Annotated in this window: 3 protein-coding genes; 1 reads left to right on the top strand and 2 read right to left on the bottom strand. The window is 66.7% G+C overall.

What is annotated here, in order from left to right; genetic code table 11:
• Positions 1-184 precede the first annotated feature (184 nt).
• Positions 185-796 carry a hypothetical protein gene (locus tag VEG08_05630; GenBank protein ID HXZ27466.1) on the bottom strand — a complete coding sequence of 204 codons (612 nt, stop codon included), beginning with the start codon at positions 794-796 and terminating at the stop codon, positions 185-187.
• Positions 797-980: 184 nt separating this feature from the next.
• Positions 981-1,676, bottom strand: a complete 696-nt coding sequence (locus VEG08_05625) for an HAD-IA family hydrolase (GenBank protein HXZ27465.1) — start codon at positions 1,674-1,676, stop codon at positions 981-983.
• Positions 1,677-1,752: 76 nt separating this feature from the next.
• Between VEG08_05625 and VEG08_05620 the strand changes: the two genes are divergently transcribed.
• The coding region (locus tag VEG08_05620) for a thiamine pyrophosphate-dependent enzyme (protein HXZ27464.1) at positions 1,753-2,313 on the top strand (561 nt) is incomplete at its 3' end.

Here is a 2,313-nt window from a genome sequence, read left to right as displayed (position 1 = left end):
CGCACAAGCTGCTCGATGGCGCGGCCCTGGTCGCCGCGTGGCTTGTAGTCGCTGACGAGCTTGAAATCCATAAGGCAGTCGTTGGTCGTTGGCCGATCCGCGCCCGTGTGGCACGGCCGACTCGCTCCCAGAACGCAATCTCATCGTCTGGGCATCTTTTGATTATACCGAGGAGCGCAAGGGCTCACTTCCAGCGGTGGCCGACCAGCACCGACTTGAGCAGCCAGCCGTCGGCGGGGGCGAGGCGCTTCTCCTGCGCTCGCGTGAGCAGGCGAGTGTGTGGGATCTCGCACAGGTGCTCGGCGATGAACCAGATGGGCTTGGGGCTGGTCATCCAGTGCAGGTGGTCGAAGCGCTTGAGGTTGACGGGGCGGGAGTACGTGCGCAGGCCGCGCCACCCGCGCACGCTCACGTAAGTGTCGAAGTAGCTCATGGCCAGTTCGCGCAGGGTGCGGTACACCGGATCGCGCCAGCGGCAGTTGGCGTAGTTGGATTTGGCCACCGCGCCCCAGCAGCCGCGGTGGCGGAAGATGGCGATGACGTGGTCGGTGTCGCGGTAGGCCTCCAGGTCCCAGATCAGCGGCGGATAGCCAAGCACGCGCAGCGCGGCGGCCGCGAAGATGGCGCCCTCCATGCAGTGGGCGGTGCGCTCCGCCAGCACCCGCCGCGGTGACCAGGCGGTGTCGGCCAGGTGGTAGGGGAGGCGGTCGAGGAACCTCTGCACTCCCAGCGGCGTCTTCAGCAGGCGCAGCCGGTGCAGTTCGGCGGGGGCGAAGCCGAAATCAGTCGCGGGCATAGGTTGAAAGAGCGACCTTCACGATCTGTCATCCCGAGCGAGCCCGAGCGTCAGCGAGGGCGACGAGGGATCTTGGGGTTTATAGCGTTAGTCCGCAGCCCTTGCAACCCCAAGATCCCTCGGTCGCGCCCGGTCGCTACGCTCCTTTGCGCTCACTCGGGATGACAATTCTGAGAAGGCCGGCTCAACGTACGAACAGCTGTTTCAGTTCGAGCGGCGCATCCACCACTACGTCCGGCGGGGCGGTTTCCAAGGTATGGGGCGCGAAGCCGTAGGTCACGCCCACCGTCCACAGCCCCGCGTTGCGTCCGGTCAGGACGTCGATCTCGGAGTCGCCGATGATGACCGCCTCCTCTGGCCGCGTCCCGCGCTCTTGCAGCAGGGTGCGGGCGCCCAGCGGGTCGGGCTTCTTGGTGTGGAAGCTGTTGCCGCCGTAAACGCGGGCGAAGAACTCGCCCAGCCCCAGCGCCTCCACGATGGCGCGCGAGGGATTGACCGGCTTGTTGGTGAGCACTGCCATTTCCACCGGGCGGGCGCCATTGCGCGCTGCGCGGATCGCCGTCAGCGCCTCCTGGATCCCGGCATAGACGTAGGTATTGTCGAGCTTGTGCTCGCGGTAGTACTGCAGGAAGTAGCCCAGGGCCTCCTGCAGGAAGGCCTCGTCGTCGGGATCGCCCAGGGAGCGGCGCACCAGCATGGGGGCGCCGTCGCCGATGTAGCCGGCGATCACGTCGCAGGGCAGGGTCGGCCGCCCGAAGTACTCGAGCATGGCGTTGACGGAGTTGGCCAGGTCCAAGCGCGAGTCCACCAGCGTGCCGTCCAGGTCGAAGATGAGCAGGCGGATGCGCTCTGCCGGGATGGGGCGGTTGGTGCGGATCATTTTTACCAGTATATCCGCCAGCCTCTCAGCGTTTAAAATGCTGGCTACCGATCGTCCGGAGCTGATAGGGAAAAGCATGGCTACCACCAAGGCCGAGCCCAAATCCGCCGGGCAAGAGCCCAAGTCTGGAAAGACCTGGGAAGGGCTGACCAGCAAGCAGCTCGTCCAGCTCTACCGCATCATGTACCTGTCGCGGCGGCTGGACGACCGCGAGATCCTGCTCAAACGCCAGCAGAAGATCTTCTTCCAGATCTCGGGCGCGGGCCACGAGGCGCTGACCGCGGCCGCCGGCCTCGCCCTCAAGCCCGGCTACGACTGGTTCTACCCGTATTACCGCGACCGCGCGCTGTGCCTGGCGCTGGGCGTCACCCCGCTGGAGATGCTGCTGCAGGCGGTGGGTGCGGCCGACGATCCCGCCTCCGGCGGGCGCCAGATGCCCTCACACTGGGGCAGCAAGCGGCTGAACATCGTCACGCAATCTTCCCCCACCGGCACGCAACTGCTGCAGGCGGTGGGCGCGGCCGAGGCCGGGCGCTACTTCGCCGCTCACGCCGAAGCCGCGCAGAAGGCCGAGGGTGACTACCGCGCCTGCAAGGACGTGATCGCCCACGGCGACGAGGTGGTCTACGTTTCCTCC

The sequence above is a fragment of the Terriglobales bacterium genome (assembly GCA_035624475.1).
In the GTDB taxonomy this organism is placed as follows: domain Bacteria; phylum Acidobacteriota; class Terriglobia; order Terriglobales; family Acidobacteriaceae; genus DASPRL01.
Note: the sequence above shows the minus strand (reverse complement) of the source record. Positions and strands in the feature narration are given on the sequence as shown.